The sequence below is a fragment of the Pseudomonas sp. N-137 genome (assembly GCF_034555295.1).
GTDB lineage: Bacteria > Pseudomonadota > Gammaproteobacteria > Pseudomonadales > Pseudomonadaceae > Aquipseudomonas > Aquipseudomonas rhizophila.
Genome location: NZ_JAXUDQ010000004.1, coordinates 155,188 through 169,549, shown reverse-complemented (window position 1 = coordinate 169,549; position 14,362 = coordinate 155,188). Strand labels below are relative to the sequence as shown.

Here is a 14,362-nt window from a genome sequence, read left to right as displayed (position 1 = left end):
GTCAGCCAGACTGACACCTGCGGTAATTGCTCCACCGCCAACCCCTGCCTAGTCTTGAGGGCATCACCTCGCGGAGATCGCCCATGCAAGGCCCACTGGCATCGCTCAAGGTTCTGGACTTCTCGACCCTGCTGCCCGGCCCGTTCGCCTCATTGTTGCTGGCGGACATGGGGGCCGAGGTGTTGCGCATCGAGTCGCCGACCCGCCCGGATCTGTTACGGATACTGCCGCCCCATGATCAGGGCGTCTCGGCCAGCCATGCCTACCTCAACCGCAACAAGCGCAGCCTGGCCCTGGACCTCAAGCAGCCGGCGGCGCTGGAGGTGATCAAGCAGTTGCTGGGCGACCACGACATCCTGCTGGAACAGTTCCGCCCCGGTGTGATGGAGCGGCTGGGCCTGGGGTACGAAGCCTTGAAGGCGATCAATCCCCGATTGATCTACGTGTCCATCACCGGCTATGGCCAGACCGGTCCCTACAAGGATCGCGCCGGCCACGACATCAACTACCTGGCCCTGGCGGGACTGGCCAGCCACACTGGGCGTGCCGACGCCGGGCCATTGCCGCTGGGCATCCAGGCGGCGGACATCGCCGGTGGTTCCCTGCACGGGGTGATCGGGCTGTTGGCGGCGGTGATCGCCCGTCAGCAGACCGGGCAGGGCCAGCATCTGGACGTGAGCATGACCGACTGCGTGTTCAGCCTCAACGCTTTGGCCGGTGCCGGTTATCTGGCCTGCGGCGTGGCACCTGAGTGGGAAAACCAGATGCTCAACGGTGGCAGCTTCTATGACTATTACCGCACCCGGGATGGCCGTTGGATGTCGGTGGGCAGCCTGGAGCCGGTCTTCATGCAGGCGTTGTGCGAGACCCTGGGACGGTCGGAGCTGGCGGCCCAGGGGCTGTCGCCCCATCCAGATCAGCAACGGCAGCTAAAGCAGCAATTGCAGGCTGAATTCCAGAAGCATGATTTCGCTGAGCTGTGCCGGTTGTTTGCAGGGGTTGATGCTTGCGTCGAACCGGTGCTGAGCCTGGAAGAAACACTCAGGCATCCCCAGTTAGCGGCCCGGGACGTCGTGACCCAGGTGCCTCGTGGCGATGGCTCGAGCCAGACGCAGATGGCCTGTCCGTTGAAGTTCTCGCAGGGCTTGCCCGAGCCTCGGCATATTGGCGCGGGGCTGGGAGCGCACACGGATCAGGTGTTGGGGGAGTTGGGGTTCAGTGTTGAGCGGATTGCGCAACTGCGCGATGCCGGGGTGGTTTTGTAGCGTTCTTTCGGGCCTCATCGCGAGCAAGCTCGCTCCCACACTGGATCTATAGCACTCACAGAATTCCTGTGGGAGCGAGCCTGCTCGCGATGGGGCCAGCCCAGACGCCACAAAAACCTGCTACTCCACCCGAGTCTCGCCACTGAACACCAAGGTATTGCGGCAACTGCGGCACAAATAGCGGCGCCCCTGACGTACCAGGCTGTGACGCTGGGCCGAGAAGGGGAAGTCGCTGCCGTCGCAGGGGCATTTGTAGATGTAGCGGGTCACGCTGCGGCGCTTGATCTCGTAGGTATGGCAGCGGTTGGGCGGCAGTTCGTACACGCCGCGCATGATCAGTTGCCACTCTTCACCATGAGGCTGAATGCGTTCGCCGAATAGCTGATGGGCAATCAGGTGCGCAACCTCGTGGGCGACGGTCTGCTTGAGAAAGTCTTCGGCGTTTTCCCGGTACAACTGTGGATTGAAGCGCAGCAGATTCTCATGCAGGTGCGCGACACCGGCCTTCTGGCCACGCAATTTGAAGCTGACCACGGGACGTTTGAAAGGACGTTTGAAAAAGGTTTCGGCTTGTTGGTAACACTCTTCGACGCGGGTATTGAGTTGCTCAAGCATGCTGTACGGGTCTCCAGAGGCTTGAGTATGCCGCAAGCGCCGGCCGTTGCGAATCGCCCAGACGCCCAGTGGTCGTTTCGCCAGCGCCAAACACAGGAAGGCCGCCTTGCGGCGGCCTGTATTGGCAGATATTGCTTTGTTTTCAGAAGGGAACCCTGAGCGGGTTCGAACGCTTCAGTTGGTATACACCGGACCGACGCCCAGCCCCCAGACAATCACCGTAAACGCCATGATAGCCACCAGCACCACCAGACCCACGGCAAGCACCGAACTGGAAAACAGAAAACCCTCGTCCTGAGGAATATTCATGAAAGTGGGCAGGCCCACATACAGCAGGTAGACGGTGTAGCAGATCGCTGCCGTACCGACGATCATCCCCAGCCACATGTGCGGATAGAGCGCCGCCAGGCCGCCGATGAACAAGGGGGTCGCGGTGTAGGTGGCGAATGCGACGCAGCGCGCCAGGCTCGGGTTGGCGTCATAGGTGCGGGCCATCCAGTGCACGAAGGCGCCCATCACCGCCACACCGCCCAACATGGCGAGGTACGACATGATGGTCATCCACAGCGCACTTTCCTGAGTCAGCATCACCGGAGGCCGATTACCGATGACCCATCCCACCTGCGTGGTGCCGATAAACGCCGATACCGCGGGAATGGCCGCCAGGATCAGCGTGTGGGTGAGGTACATGTGGCTGATGCTTTCCTCCTGATCGCCACGGATTTCTTTCCATTCTTGATCAGGGTGGGTAAAGAGCCCCACGACATGATGGATCATAGTCAGTCACTCCTTTGTTATTGCCATCGCCCCCCAACGGAGCGCCTACGGGCCAAACGGCCGAGTAAGTACAGGTCTGTAAGTGTGTGCGACCTTATGTCGCAGTATAGAAAGGAGTTCTCGCCAGGGGGATGGGGGGCTTAGAGCAAATCGCGCTGTAGGCGACGGTGTTAATCGCCGATGGGTCTGTCTACATCGTCTTTGACCAACACACTGGCGTTGTGGCGAGGGGATTTATCCCCGCTGGGCTGCGCAGCAGCCCTCTGAGTCGGTCTGATGCCACGCAGTAGTCTTTGAATAATGGGGCTGCTTCGCAGCCCAGCGGGGATAAATCCCCTCGCCACAAAAGGGCATGTCATCAGCCTTCGCCGACGGCGGATTTTTTGCGTAAAATGCCGGCCTTTCGTCACACCTCACGGATTTCGCGTCATGGGCACTCTTACGGTCAACCAGAACAAACTGCAAAAGCGCCTGCGCCGCCAGGCCGGTGAGGCGGTCGCTGATTTCAATATGATTGAAGACGGCGACAAGGTCATGGTTTGCCTGTCCGGCGGCAAGGACAGCTACACCTTGCTCGATGTGCTGATGCATTTGCAGAAGGTTGCGCCGATCAAGTTCGACATTGTCGCGGTGAACATGGACCAGAAGCAGCCCGGTTTCCCCGAGCATGTGTTACCGGCCTACCTTCAATCGCTGGGCGTGGAATATCACATCGTCGAGAAGGACACCTATTCGGTGGTCAAGGAACTGATCCCGGAAGGCAAGACCACCTGCTCGCTGTGCTCACGCCTGCGTCGTGGCACGCTCTACACCTTTGCCGACCAGATCGGCGCGACCAAGATGGCCCTGGGGCACCACCGTGACGACATCGTCGAGACCTTTTTCCTCAACATGTTCTACAACGGCTCGCTCAAAGCCATGCCGCCCAAGCTGCGCGCCGATGACGGGCGCAACGTGGTGATCCGCCCGCTGGCCTACTGCAGCGAGAAAGACATCCAGGCCTATTCAGACTTCAAGCAGTTCCCGATCATCCCTTGCAACCTGTGCGGCTCCCAGGAAAACCTGCAACGCCAGGTGGTCAAGGAGATGCTGCAGGAGTGGGAGCGCAAGACCCCGGGCCGTACCGAGAGCATTTTCCGCGGCTTGCAGAACGTCGTTCCGTCGCAACTGGCGGACCGTAACCTGTTCGACTTCACCAACCTGCGCATCGACGAAAGCGCCACGCCGCGATTCGTCAACGTGGTGAACCTCTGACGAACTCAGCGGCTCCTATTCACGGCGCTCGTGGCCAGGCCACTTAGAGCGCCGTTTTCATTTCCGACCCCAGGAGAGGGCATGCGCGATTACAAGTGGCTGCACGAGTATTGTCTGAACCGCTTCGGTTCGGCGGCTGAACTGGAAGCCCACCTGCCTGTTCCCAAGACCCCGGCCCAACTACGCAAGATCAGCGACGACCGCTACCTTTCGACCATGGCGCTGCGGGTGTTTCGCGCCGGGCTCAAGCACAGCCTGGTGGACGCCAAGTGGCCGGCGTTCGAGGAAGTGTTTTTCAAGTTCGACCCGGAAAAAGTCGTGCTGATGAGCGCCGAGCACCTGGAGCGGCTGATGCAGGACGCGCGGATCATCCGTCACTTGGGCAAGCTCAAGAGCGTGCCGCGCAACGCGCAATTGATACTGGACGTGGCCCATGAAAAAGGCAGCTTTGGCGCGCTGATCGCCGACTGGCCGGTGACCGACATCGTAGGCCTGTGGACCTACCTGAAAAAGCACGGCCATCAACTGGGCGGTCTGTCGGCTCCGCGTTTCCTGCGGATGATGGGCAAGGACACTTTTGTGCCCAGTTATGACGTGGTGGCGGCGCTCAATGCGCAGGACATCATCGACAAAGTTCCCACCAGCCTGCGGGATCTGGCGACGGTGCAGCAGGCCTTCAATCAGTGGCATGAAGAGAGTGGTGGAAGGCCCATGAGCCAGATTTCGATGATGCTGGCGTATACCGTCAATCATTGAGGCCGCATCGCGAGCAGGCTCGCTCCCACATGAGATTTGTGGCGTTCACAGATCCCCTGTGGGAGCGAGCCTGCTCGCGATAGCCATCTATCAGGCGACGGAAATCTCGCCTTCTCCAGCCAACCGCCGGTTCAACTGAAACCGCCAGCGCACATACAGCAGCGCCGAGCAGAACACCGCCACGCTCGCCGCCATTTCCAGCAAACCGAACACCTGTCGGTTCGGGTCATAGGCCGCCAGCGCGCCTTTGATGAAGTACAGGTTCACCACAAAGCACATCCACGAATGCCCGCGGGGGCTGCCGCTGATCATGCCTGGCGCCAGTATCAGCAGCGGCACCAGCTCGATCAGCAGAATCACCCAGGGGCGCGCGCCGTGCAGGTCGGCGATCAGCAGGTAATACACACAGAGCAACCCCACCAGCCCGAAAAAGCACAGTAGGCTCAGGACCCGGGCGATGCGTACCCGCGGTTCCAGCCACTGAATGGGCGGCAGGATTTTCGGCTTCTTAGCCACGGCCGTTCTCCAGCAGTAGGGCGGTTTTTGCCAGGCGCAAGCCCAGTGCCCGGCACAGCGCCACTTCATGTTCGTTCAAGCCGCTTTTACCGTCGGCCCCGGCGTGATGGCTCGGGCCGTACGGCGTGCCTCCGCCCTCGGTTTCGATCAAGGCTGACTCGCTGTAGGGCAGGCCGGTGATCAGCATGCCGTGGTGCAACAGCGGCAGCATCATCGACAGCAAAGTGGTTTCCTGGCCGCCATGCAGGCTCGCGGTGGAAGTGAACACACCCGCCGGCTTGCCCACGAGGGCGCCGGTCAGCCACAGGTTGCTGGTGCCATCGAGAAAGTATTTCAGCGGCGCGGCCATGTTGCCGAAACGGGTCGGACTGCCCAGGGCCAGGCCGGCGCAGTTTTTCAGGTCATCGAGGCTGGCGTACAGCGGGCCTTGTTCGGGAATGTCCGGCGATACCGCTTCGCACTCGGCGGAAATCGCCGGCACCGTGCGCAACCGCGCTTCCAGCCCGGCCTGCTCGATGCCCCGGGCGATCTGCCGGGCCATTTCGTTGGTCGAGCCACTGCGGCTGTAATACAACACCAGAATGTACGGTGTGCTCACGGCAGGATCTCCAGGATCTTCTCTGGCGGGCGCCCGATCACGGCCTTGTCAGCGGTTTCCAGAATCGGTCGTTCCATGAGTTTGGGGTGAGCGGTGATGGCGGCGATCAGTTGGGACTGGCTCAGGTTTTCATCGGCCAGGTTCAGGGTCTTGTATTCGTCCTCACCGGTGCGCAGCAGTTGCCGGGCAGTGATGCCGAGCTTGGCCAACAGGCGTTCCAACTGCGCTTCGTCGAGCGGGGTTTCCAGGTAGCGGACCACGGTGGGCGTCAGGCCACGGGCCTCCAACAGTTCCAGCGCACCGCGGGATTTGGAGCAGCGCGGGTTGTGATATAGCGTCAGATCGGTCATGAGCGGGTCGCATCTTGCGTAAGGTGGCGGCTATTCTACTGTGTCGCGAGGTACCAGGCACCTGAGACGGGCGCGTTCGAAAACGGTGGGCCGCGCCGACGTTCACATTCAATACAAGGATTGGCACATGGCAAGGCGATTGACGACGGCACTGGCATTCATGGGGATTTTATTGCTCGCCGGCTGCGGGAATGACTACGGAGTTGACCAGAACGGCCAGGCTATCGCCTCAAAACGGCTGGACAAACAGTGGGTGGTGCTCAACTACTGGGCCGAGTGGTGCGCACCGTGCCGTACCGAAATCCCCGAGTTCAATGCCCTGGCCGAACAGCTCAAGGGCCGTAACGTGGGGGTGTTCGGGGTCAATTTTGATCAGGTGCAAGGTGAGGAGCTCAAGAGCGCGAGCGAGAAAATGGGCATCCGCTTCACCGTGATGGCCCGTGACCCGGCCGACTTTTTTGATATCCCGCGCAGCGAAGGGTTACCGGTGACTTACATCATCGACAACCAGGGCAAGGTGCGCGAGCAGATGCTGGGGGAACAGACGGCGGCGGGGGTGATGGCCAAGCTTGAGGCGTTGCAGGCGTTCAAATAACCACCTGTGGGGCTAGGGTGGATACCTTGTGGCGAGGGGATTTATCCCCGCTGGCGCGCGCAGCGGCCCATACTTCTGTTTGCCACTGCGGTTTATCAGTCAAGGCGCTCGGGGCTGCTGCGCAGCCCAGCGGGGATAAATCCCCTCGCCACAAGGGATCTCGTCGTAGTTCGGGTCTCAACCTTCCTCCAGCCACCACCGCAGGGGCTTGCCCTGGGCCGGCCAGAAGCGCATTTGCTCAATGGGCGAGATGTCCCAGCGTTCGACCTTTTCCAGGGCCTGCAAAAAGCGCGTCTCCTGCTCCATCAGCGCCGGGGCGCAGAGTTTGCGGGTGCTGCCGATCTTGCCGAAGCTCAATCGGTGGCCTTCCAGGGTGTAGGGCGCGAACCAGTGGTTACAGCCGCCGTTGCCGTAGGCCCGACCGTCGTCCCCGAGGGTGATGGTCAGGTTGCTGTAGTCCATCAAGGGCCGTTCGCCAATCCATTCCAGGATGTAGCTGCGGTTTTGCTGCAATTGCACCGGCTCGGCGGCGCAACCCATCAGGCCGGCGCCGATCAGCGCGGTCAGGGCCAGGCGTTTCATCAGGCGGCTTCCTGGCAGGTCGGGCACAGGTGTTTTTCACCGACGGTGGTCCAGCCCAGCTCGGCAATGCGCGCGGTGGCGGCCGGCTTCTGCGCCTTGACGCCGAGCTTGGCGTCGACGGCAAATTCAAAGCTCAGTTGCTTGGCGCAGCGGTCGCAGTTGACCTGCCAGGTGTGGATCGCCAGCTCCCCGAACACCGGGCCGGTGGTCATGGCGGTCCATTGACCCATGGGCTTGAGCAAGTGCCGAACGGTGTCCACGGTCAGGCGCATGGACAAATCCTTGCTGCCTTTGAGGGTGACGAGCAGCACATCGTTGGCCTGAATCGAACCGCCGTTGCCGGTGACCTGATAACGGCCCGGCGCCAGGGCGCGGACCTCGGTCAGGGTGTGTTGCGGGTTCATCAGGGTGTAGCGGAAATCGTGTTCGGCCATGGGTCCTCCAGATAGGCGCGATATGCTAGCACGGGCCATGGGTTGGGATGATCCAGGCGACGAAATCCCCTGTGGGAGCGAGCCTGCTCGCGATAGCGGGGCGTCAGTCGACGCCATGCTGACAGGCCCATCGTAATCGCGAGCAGGCTCGCTCCCACAAGGGTAATGCTCAGCTGTCCACCAGGTTTTGTGGGGTGCCGGCGGCCCAGGCGCCGATGTTGTCCAGGGTTGTCGCGGCGATGGCGGCCAACGCTTCATGGGTCAGGAAGGCCTGATGCGCGGTGACCACCACGTTGGGGAAGGTCAGCAACCGGGCCAGCACATCATCCTGCAAGGGCAGGTCGGAGCGGTCCTCGAAGAACAGTTGCGCTTCTTCCTCATAGACATCCAGCCCCAAATAACCCAACTGACCGCTTTTCAATGCCTCGATCAAGGCGGGTGTGTCCACCAGGCCGCCGCGTCCGGTGTTGATCAGCATCGCGCCACGTTGCATGGCAGCCAATGAATCGGCGTTGATCAAATGTCGGCTCTGCTCGTTGAGCGGGCAATGCAGGCTGATGATCTGTGCTTGCGCCAGCAGATCGGCCAAGGGCAGGTAGCGAGCGCCCAGGGCTTGGACCTGCGGGTTGGGGGACGGATCGTAGGCCAATAACCGGCAGCCGAAGCCGGCCATGATCCGCGCGAACGTCGCGCCGATCTGCCCGGTGCCGATCACGCCGACCGTCTTGCCCACCAGATCGAAACCGGTCAGCCCATGGAGGCTGAAATTGCCGTCCCGGGTGCGGTTGTAAGCGCGATGCAAGCAGCGATTGAGGGCCATGATCAGCGCCACGGCATGTTCGGCCACGGCATGGGGCGAATACGCCGGCACCCGGACGATACTCAACCCCAGCCGTTTGGCAGCGGCCAGGTCGACATGGTTATAGCCGGCCGAGCGCAGGGCGATCAGCCGCGTGCCGCCCTGTGCCAGCCGCTCCAGCACCGGGGCACTCAGGTCGTCGTTGATGAAGGCGCACACCACTTCATGGTGTTCGGCCAGGGCCACGGTGTCGAGGTTCAGGCGTGCCGGCTGATACTGCAGTTCAAGGCCAGCGGGCGCCGGGGTTTTGCTGAAACTGTCGCGGTCGTAGGTCTGGCTGCTGAAAAGAATCGCGCGCATGGCGGCCTCCTGGCACAAAAGATAAGCCTCTAGGCGTTTAGATTTTCCTTGATCCCGGGTTTTGGGCTATTGCCCTGGATCAGGCGCTGATGCGTGCCTCGTTAGCCAGGCGGTCGATGGCACGCTCCAGTTCCTGCAGAGCGGCCTCGGCCTTGGGGTCCTGTTGTTTGAGCAGGGTCTCGCTGCGCTGGCAGGCGGCGCGCAATTGCGGTACGCCGCAGTAGCGAGTGGCGCCATGCAGGCGGTGGACCCGTTCGATCAGGGCGTTGTGATCATTGGCCTCGCTGGCCTGGCGAATCGCTTCGCGGTCGGCTTCCAGGGACGCCAGCAACATCGCCAGCATGTCCGCCGCCAGATCGGCCTTGCCGGCGGCCAGGCGCAGGCCTTCTTCATGATCGAGCACCAGCAGTTCGCTGCCGCCCTGAGCGTCGGTGCTCCGGTCCGGCGCCTGGTTACGCAGGGCCAGGCCGGTCCATTTAAGCACCACCTGGGCCAGTTGCCGTTCGCTGATGGGCTTGGTCAGGTAGTCATCCATGCCACTTTGCAGCAGGGCGCGTTTTTCGTTGGCCATAGCGTGGGCGGTGAGGGCGACGATTGGCAGCGGCGTGCAATGACGCTCGCTTTCCCATTGGCGGATCGCCTCGGTGCTCTGGCGACCGTCCATGCCGGGCATCTGGACATCCATCAGCACCAGGTCGAAGGTTTCCTTTTGCACGGCCTTGACCGCCGCATAACCGCTTTCCACCGCCAGCACCTTGGCGCCCATGTCTTCGAGCAGCGTTTGCACCAACAGCAGGTTGGCCGGGTTGTCGTCCACGCACAGCACTTTGGGCGCGCGGCTGCCCACCGGTTCGTTGGGTTCGTTGCGGGGCGGGCGCGGGTTGACTAGGTCGGAAAGCGAGCGGCGCAACTTGCGCGTGCAGGCCGGCTTGGCCTGCAACTGGCTGTGGGGGTTGGGCACGGAGAGGTGGTACAGCGTCTGTTCAGTGGTGGGGCACAGCACCAGTACCTTGCAGCCCAGATGCTCAAGATCCCAGATGTGTTGGCTGAGGCGTTCCGGCGGCATGTCGTTGCTGGTGATGCCCAGCACCGCCAGGTCGATCGCCTGATCGGTCTGGTGGGCGACGGTCACACCGTTGGTCAGGTTTTCCAGGGTGTTGAAGGGTGTCACCACCAGACCGCAGTCCTCGAGCTGGTGTTGCAGGGCCTGACGGGCCAGTTCATGGTTTTCCAGCACCGCTACGCGCCGACCCAGTAGCGGCGGGCCAGGCAAATCTTCGGCGTCGTCACGGGTCTTGGGCAGGCGCAGGCTGATCCAGAACTCCGAGCCTTCGCCCGGCGTGCTGTCCACGCCGATTTCGCCACCCATCTGCTCCACCAGCCGCTTGGAAATCACCAGGCCCAAGCCGGTGCCACCCGGTTGCCGGGACAAGGAATTGTCGGCCTGGCTGAACGCCTGGAACAGGGCCCGCACGTCCTGGTTCGACAGGCCGATACCGGTGTCCTGAATGCTGATGCGCAGTTGCACGCTGTCTTCGTGTTCGTCTTCCATCATGGCGCGGGCGATGATGGTGCCTTCGCGGGTGAACTTGATGGCATTGCTCACCAGGTTGGTCAGGATCTGCTTGAGGCGCAGCGGATCACCCACCAGCGACAGGGGCGTGTCCCTGTAGACCAGGCTCACCAGCTCCAGTTGTTTGGCGTGGGCGGCGGGGGCGAGGATGGTCAGGGTGTCCTGCAACAAGTCCCGCAGGTTGAACGGAATGTTGTCCAGCACCAGTTTGCCGGCCTCGATCTTCGAGAAGTCGAGGATCTCGTTGATGATGCCCAGCAGGCTGTCGGCGGATTTTTCAATGGTGCCCAGGTAATCGAGCTGACGCGGGGTCAATTCGCTTTTCTGCAGCAGATGGGTGAAGCCGAGGATGCCGTTGAGCGGCGTACGGATTTCATGGCTCATGTTCGCCAGGAATTCGGACTTGATCCGGCTCGCTTCCAGGGCTTCCTTACGGGCCAGGTCCAGCTCGATGTTCTGGATCTCGATGGTTTCCAGATTCTGGCGCACGTCTTCAGTGGCCTGGTCGATGCTGTGCTGCAACTCTTCCTGGGCATTCTGCAAGGTGCTGGCCATGCGATTGATGCCCGACGCCAGCTCATCCAGTTCCTGGCTGCCCAGAGGCGGCAGACGGGTTTCCAGGTGACCGTCCTTGAGTTGCGCCACGGCTTGCTTGATCTGGCTCAGGGGTCGGTTGATCGTGCGACCCATACGCAACGCCAGCAGTGCGGTCAGGCACAGGCCGGCGCTGATCAACAGCAGGCTGGCGAACAGGCTGCGATAGCCGCGCAGCAACATGCCACTGTGGGACAACTCCAGTTCGACCCAACCCAGCAGCCGATCGGCTTCTTCGGGAATCAGCTCGCCGGCCAGGTTGCGGTGCTTGCCGAATACTGGCAGCAGGTAACGCGTGGCATCGTTGCCGGTGCGTTGCAGCAATTGGGCACTGTTGCCCTCCGGGGCTCGGTTGAGCATCGTCGGGCCGGCGTGGGCCAGCGATGTGCGATCGGGAGCCAGGAAGGTCACGGCGCGCACATCCGCTTGCTCGAGAGACTGGGTGGCGATCCGCTCCAGCAGATCGGTGTCCTGGTGGCTCATGGCCGGGGCGACCAGCGGCGCCAGCTGTTCGGCGATCATCTCGCCACGCTGCAGCAACTGGGCATGCAAGTCCGATTGCTGCATCCAGGTGAAGTAGCCGCCCAGGACCAGCGCCATCAGGCTGGTCGGCAACAGGGTCAGCAACAGCACGCGGCCTTTGATTCCCAGTTTCTTGAGCACACTTTTCTCCTGCATCCAGCGGTCTGTTTGAGCTTTGCGCGCATCCGGCACGCAATACCTGCGCAGTGTAGCGACTTGCGGGCAGGCAATCTTCGTAAAATTCATGTCGCCGTGCATCGGTCTCGCCGGTTGCCGTGCCTCGGCGATCCCTTCAATCAGGATTTCTGAGTGGCAGCTTGCAGCCCACTTTCGTTGCTTATTCCCATAAGCCATAACCACCACACTTTGCGTGATATGGCCGGGCAAGGTTTGCCGGTATGATAGGCGCCCCCGCAGTCCGGATTGCGAATACGCCATGACCGTGCAGTACCCCACTATCGCCGATTGCGTCGGCAACACTCCGCTGGTTCGTTTGCAGCGCCTGCCTGGCGTGACCAGCAACACGCTTTTGCTCAAGCTCGAAGGGAATAACCCGGCGGGTTCGGTCAAGGACCGGCCGGCGCTGTCGATGCTCACCCGTGGCGAATTGCGCGGGCAGATCCGCCCCGGCGATACGCTGATCGAGGCGACTTCCGGTAACACCGGCATCGCCCTGGCCATGGCGGCGGCGATCAAGGGCTACAAGATGATCCTGATCATGCCCGACAACTCCAGTGCCGAGCGCAAGGCCGCAATGACCGCCTATGGCGCCGAATTGATCCTGGTGAGCAAAGACGAAGGCATGGAGGGCGCCCGGGACCTGGCCGAGCGGATGCAGGCCGAGGGTCGCGGCAAGGTGCTCGACCAGTTCGCCAATGGTGACAACCCCGAAGCCCACTACACCACCACTGGCCCTGAGATCTGGCGCCAGACCGATGGCACCATCACCCATTTCGTCAGCTCGATGGGCACCACCGGCACCATCATGGGCACCTCGCGCTATTTGAAAGAACAGAACCCGAACGTGCAGATCATCGGCCTGCAACCGATGGAAGGCTCGGCCATCCCCGGCATCCGTCGCTGGCCCGAGGAGTATCTGCCGAAAATCTACCAGGCCGACCGCGTGGACCGCATTATCGACATGGCCCAGAGCGAGGCGGAGGACATCACCCGTCGTCTGGCCCGTGAAGAAGGCATCTTTTGCGGCGTGTCTTCGGGCGGTGCCGTGGCGGGCATGCTGCGCTTGTCCCAGGAAGTCGAAAACGCGGTCATTGTCGCGATCATCTGCGACCGCGGCGACCGCTACTTGTCAACCGGCATTTTCGACGCGCCCAACTGATGGCCAAGCAAGAAAGAGGTCTGCGCTTCCAGCCCAGCGGCGGAAGCCGGGCCCCGCAGGTGCCCACAGGAAAGAAGCAGCGCTTGACCATCGAACGCTTGGCCAACGATGGCCGGGGCATTGCCTTTCTGGACGGGCGCACCTGGTTCGTGATCGGTGCCCTGGCCGGCGAAGAGGTCGAGGCGCGGGTGCTGGGGGCCCATGGCAAAGTGGTCGAGGCCCGCGCTGAGCGAGTGTTCCTGTCCAGTGAACTGCGCCGTGCGGCGCCGTGCGTGCATGCCGGTCGCTGCGGCGGTTGCAGCGTCCAGCATTTGCCCCACAACGAACAGCTCGCCCTGAAACAGCGCATGCTCGCCGAGCAGTTGTCGCGGGTCGCCGGCGTGCAGCCGGATGAATGGGCTGCGCCATTGAGCGGGCCGGAACTGGGTTACCGGCGTCGTGCCCGCGTGGCGGTGCGCTGGGATCAGAAGGCAAAAAAACTCGAAGTGGGTTTTCGTGCCGTCGGCAGCCAGGACATCGTGGCCATCGGCGATTGCCCGGTACTGGTACAACCCTTGCAGCCGATCATGAGTCGCTTGCCGGACATGCTCCGTCGCCTGAGCAAGCCCCAGGCGCTGGGACATGTGGAATTGTTCGCTGGCTCGTCCCTGGCGGTGTTGCTGCGGCACGTGTCGCCACTGTCGGCGCCTGACCTGACGATTCTCAAGGATTTCTGCGCCGCCCACCAAGCCCAGTTGTGGCTGCAGGGTGAGGGCGAGCCGCAACCGGTCGAACCGGGACAGACGCTGGGTTATCGCCTTGAGGCCTGGGACCTGGAGCTGGCTTACCGGCCGGGGGATTTCATCCAGGTCAATGCCGGGGTCAACGAGGCGATGGTGGCCCAAGCCCTGGAGTGGCTCGCGCCCCGAGCCGAGGAGCGGGTGCTGGACTTGTTCTGCGGCCTGGGCAACTTTGCCTTGCCCCTGGCCAAGGCGGTGCGCCAAGTGGTGGCGGTGGAAGGTGTACAGGCCATGGTTGACCGCGCGGCGGCCAATGCCGTCAGCAACAATTTGAATAACACTGCCTTTTTTCAGGCCGATTTATCCCAGCCGTTGGCGGCTGCCGAGTGGGTCGGTGAAGGCTTTTCTGCGGTACTCTTGGACCCACCCCGCGACGGTGCTTTCGAGGTGGTGCGCAAACTGGCATCCCTGGGCGCCAGGCGGTTGGTATATGTATCGTGCAACCCGGCAACTTTGGCCCGGGACACGGTCGAATTGATCAAGCAGGGCTACCGGTTAAAACGTGCCGGGATTCTCGATATGTTTCCTCAGACGGCACATGTCGAGGCCATGGCGTTATTTGAAGCGAGCCAGGATGGCTTGTCCGACTGACCCGTTCGTGCCAACCGCCACAGCCCTGGGCGGGGACACGGGCAACGAAGGTCAGCGTTATTG

The 14,362-nt window shown here is 62.2% G+C and carries 15 protein-coding genes; 6 read left to right on the top strand and 9 right to left on the bottom strand.

The features are described from left to right. The first annotated feature begins 83 nt into the window (after positions 1-83). Entirely contained in the window at positions 84-1,265 is a 1,182-nt protein-coding gene (locus T3A99_RS01180) for a CaiB/BaiF CoA transferase family protein (RefSeq protein WP_173406652.1), read from the top strand. Positions 1,266-1,385: 120 nt separating this feature from the next. Here T3A99_RS01180 and T3A99_RS01175 read toward each other — a convergent pair whose 3' ends face one another. Then, positions 1,386-1,880, bottom strand: coding sequence for a SprT family zinc-dependent metalloprotease (locus T3A99_RS01175; protein ID WP_047228744.1), 495 nt, complete (start codon positions 1,878-1,880; stop codon positions 1,386-1,388). A gap of 174 nt (positions 1,881-2,054) precedes the next feature. Continuing rightward, the gene (locus T3A99_RS01170; RefSeq protein WP_047228743.1) at positions 2,055-2,657 is read right to left on the bottom strand and encodes a Yip1 family protein; all 603 of its coding nucleotides are present in this window, start codon (positions 2,655-2,657) and stop codon (positions 2,055-2,057) included. A gap of 429 nt (positions 2,658-3,086) precedes the next feature. Here T3A99_RS01170 and ttcA point away from each other — a divergent pair, with 429 nt between their 5' ends. Both ttcA and T3A99_RS01160 read left to right on the top strand, forming a co-directional pair. Continuing rightward, entirely contained in the window at positions 3,087-3,911 is an 825-nt protein-coding gene (gene ttcA, locus T3A99_RS01165) for a tRNA 2-thiocytidine(32) synthetase TtcA (protein WP_076383752.1), read from the top strand. Positions 3,912-3,992: 81 nt separating this feature from the next. After that, complete coding sequence (locus T3A99_RS01160; RefSeq protein WP_076383753.1) at positions 3,993-4,667, top strand: DNA-3-methyladenine glycosylase I; 675 nt, start codon at positions 3,993-3,995, stop codon at positions 4,665-4,667. Positions 4,668-4,757: 90 nt separating this feature from the next. On the opposite strand, the gene T3A99_RS01155 is transcribed toward T3A99_RS01160, so the two are convergent. The 3 genes from T3A99_RS01155 to arsC are packed head-to-tail and all read right to left on the bottom strand — an operon-like array spanning position 4,758 to position 6,131. Further along, the gene (locus tag T3A99_RS01155) at positions 4,758-5,183 is read right to left on the bottom strand and encodes a DUF2069 domain-containing protein (RefSeq protein WP_076383754.1); all 426 of its coding nucleotides are present in this window, start codon (positions 5,181-5,183) and stop codon (positions 4,758-4,760) included. Continuing rightward, a complete protein-coding gene (gene wrbA / locus T3A99_RS01150) occupies positions 5,176-5,781 on the bottom strand; it encodes an NAD(P)H:quinone oxidoreductase (protein WP_047228739.1) in 606 nt (201 codons plus the stop codon). Before wrbA ends, T3A99_RS01155 begins: the two co-directional genes overlap by 8 nt. Continuing rightward, the gene (arsC, locus tag T3A99_RS01145; RefSeq protein ID WP_076383755.1) at positions 5,778-6,131 is read right to left on the bottom strand and encodes an arsenate reductase (glutaredoxin); all 354 of its coding nucleotides are present in this window, start codon (positions 6,129-6,131) and stop codon (positions 5,778-5,780) included. The genes wrbA and arsC overlap by 4 nt, the downstream gene beginning before the upstream one ends. Positions 6,132-6,258: 127 nt before the next feature. On the opposite strand from arsC, the gene T3A99_RS01140 reads away from it, so the two are divergent. After that, complete coding sequence (locus T3A99_RS01140; protein WP_076383756.1) at positions 6,259-6,726, top strand: TlpA family protein disulfide reductase; 468 nt, start codon at positions 6,259-6,261, stop codon at positions 6,724-6,726. 177 nt (positions 6,727-6,903) lie between these two features. Here T3A99_RS01140 and T3A99_RS01135 read toward each other — a convergent pair whose 3' ends face one another. The 4 genes from T3A99_RS01135 to T3A99_RS01120 form a co-directional block, all read right to left on the bottom strand. Next, positions 6,904-7,308, bottom strand: coding sequence for an META domain-containing protein (locus T3A99_RS01135; RefSeq protein WP_047228736.1), 405 nt, complete (start codon positions 7,306-7,308; stop codon positions 6,904-6,906). Continuing rightward, entirely contained in the window at positions 7,308-7,742 is a 435-nt protein-coding gene (locus T3A99_RS01130; RefSeq protein ID WP_047228735.1) for a hypothetical protein, read from the bottom strand. Before T3A99_RS01130 ends, T3A99_RS01135 begins: the two co-directional genes overlap by 1 nt. Positions 7,743-7,911: 169 nt before the next feature. Continuing rightward, the gene (locus tag T3A99_RS01125; RefSeq protein ID WP_076383757.1) at positions 7,912-8,901 is read right to left on the bottom strand and encodes a 2-hydroxyacid dehydrogenase; all 990 of its coding nucleotides are present in this window, start codon (positions 8,899-8,901) and stop codon (positions 7,912-7,914) included. Positions 8,902-8,980: 79 nt separating this feature from the next. After that, positions 8,981-11,731: a response regulator gene (locus T3A99_RS01120; protein ID WP_076386570.1), complete on the bottom strand. Its 2,751-nt coding sequence runs from the start codon at positions 11,729-11,731 to the stop codon at positions 8,981-8,983. Between the two features lie 295 nt (positions 11,732-12,026). Here T3A99_RS01120 and cysM point away from each other — a divergent pair, with 295 nt between their 5' ends. Together cysM and rlmD are read left to right on the top strand one after the other, a co-directional pair. Beyond that, the gene (gene cysM, locus T3A99_RS01115) at positions 12,027-12,929 is read left to right on the top strand and encodes a cysteine synthase CysM (protein ID WP_047228733.1); all 903 of its coding nucleotides are present in this window, start codon (positions 12,027-12,029) and stop codon (positions 12,927-12,929) included. Beyond that, on the top strand, positions 12,929-14,299 hold the full coding sequence (rlmD, locus tag T3A99_RS01110) for a 23S rRNA (uracil(1939)-C(5))-methyltransferase RlmD (protein ID WP_322833869.1): 1,371 nt from the start codon (positions 12,929-12,931) through the stop codon (positions 14,297-14,299). The genes cysM and rlmD overlap by 1 nt, the downstream gene beginning before the upstream one ends. Positions 14,300-14,362: the final 63 nt, after the last annotated feature.

What these genes read in the sequence shown, in the direction of transcription:
- arsC (WP_076383755.1), bottom strand. Translation starts at nt 6,131, where the DNA reads ATGACCGATCTGACGCTATATCACAACCCGCGCTGCTCCAAATCCCGC.
- T3A99_RS01125 (WP_076383757.1), bottom strand. Translation starts at nt 8,901, where the DNA reads ATGCGCGCGATTCTTTTCAGCAGCCAGACCTACGACCGCGACAGTTTC.
- T3A99_RS01140 (WP_076383756.1), top strand. Translation starts at nt 6,259, where the DNA reads ATGGCAAGGCGATTGACGACGGCACTGGCATTCATGGGGATTTTATTG.
- cysM (WP_047228733.1), top strand. Translation starts at nt 12,027, where the DNA reads ATGACCGTGCAGTACCCCACTATCGCCGATTGCGTCGGCAACACTCCG.
- T3A99_RS01170 (WP_047228743.1), bottom strand. Translation starts at nt 2,657, where the DNA reads ATGATCCATCATGTCGTGGGGCTCTTTACCCACCCTGATCAAGAATGG.
- T3A99_RS01180 (WP_173406652.1), top strand. Translation starts at nt 84, where the DNA reads ATGCAAGGCCCACTGGCATCGCTCAAGGTTCTGGACTTCTCGACCCTG.
- T3A99_RS01160 (WP_076383753.1), top strand. Translation starts at nt 3,993, where the DNA reads ATGCGCGATTACAAGTGGCTGCACGAGTATTGTCTGAACCGCTTCGGT.
- T3A99_RS01130 (WP_047228735.1), bottom strand. Translation starts at nt 7,742, where the DNA reads ATGGCCGAACACGATTTCCGCTACACCCTGATGAACCCGCAACACACC.
- T3A99_RS01135 (WP_047228736.1), bottom strand. Translation starts at nt 7,308, where the DNA reads ATGAAACGCCTGGCCCTGACCGCGCTGATCGGCGCCGGCCTGATGGGT.
- T3A99_RS01175 (WP_047228744.1), bottom strand. Translation starts at nt 1,880, where the DNA reads ATGCTTGAGCAACTCAATACCCGCGTCGAAGAGTGTTACCAACAAGCC.
- ttcA (WP_076383752.1), top strand. Translation starts at nt 3,087, where the DNA reads ATGGGCACTCTTACGGTCAACCAGAACAAACTGCAAAAGCGCCTGCGC.
- rlmD (WP_322833869.1), top strand. Translation starts at nt 12,929, where the DNA reads ATGGCCAAGCAAGAAAGAGGTCTGCGCTTCCAGCCCAGCGGCGGAAGC.